This window comes from Streptomyces sp. SID3212 (genome assembly GCF_009865405.1).
In the GTDB taxonomy this organism is placed as follows: Bacteria; Actinomycetota; Actinomycetes; order Streptomycetales; family Streptomycetaceae; genus Streptomyces.
On the sequence record NZ_WWJY01000448.1, the window covers coordinates 1 to 340 of the forward strand.

Genomic DNA, 340 nt, shown 5'->3' on the forward strand with positions numbered 1-340 from the left:
CACACACCGCGGCTCGCGGACGGGCCGGGCACCTGGGCGTACGGCCATGTGGCACGCCCCGCCGAGGAGCCCGAGCGCACGCCGATCCGCCAGCTGGTCAGTGGCGCCCTGATCTCGCTCCTCGCCGGTCTGCTGCTCTGGTCGCTCCTGTGGAACATGTACCTCGGCGCCTTCTGGCTGTGGCCGCTGTACATGTTCACGCCGGACTCCTGGCGGGGCTCGATGCCGTCCGTCGTCGCCGCGTACGTGTACTACGGCATCGTCGTCGTCGTGATGCTCGTCGTCTTCGGCCGCCTCGGCCGCTGGGCCGAGCTCGCCCGCCGCCTCCTCGCCCCCCGCC

General features: G+C 72.4%; 1 pseudogene. It reads left to right on the forward strand.

What is annotated here, in order from left to right:
• A pseudogene (locus tag GT042_RS13090) lies at positions 1-340 on the forward strand (ATP-binding protein); the annotation flags it as partial.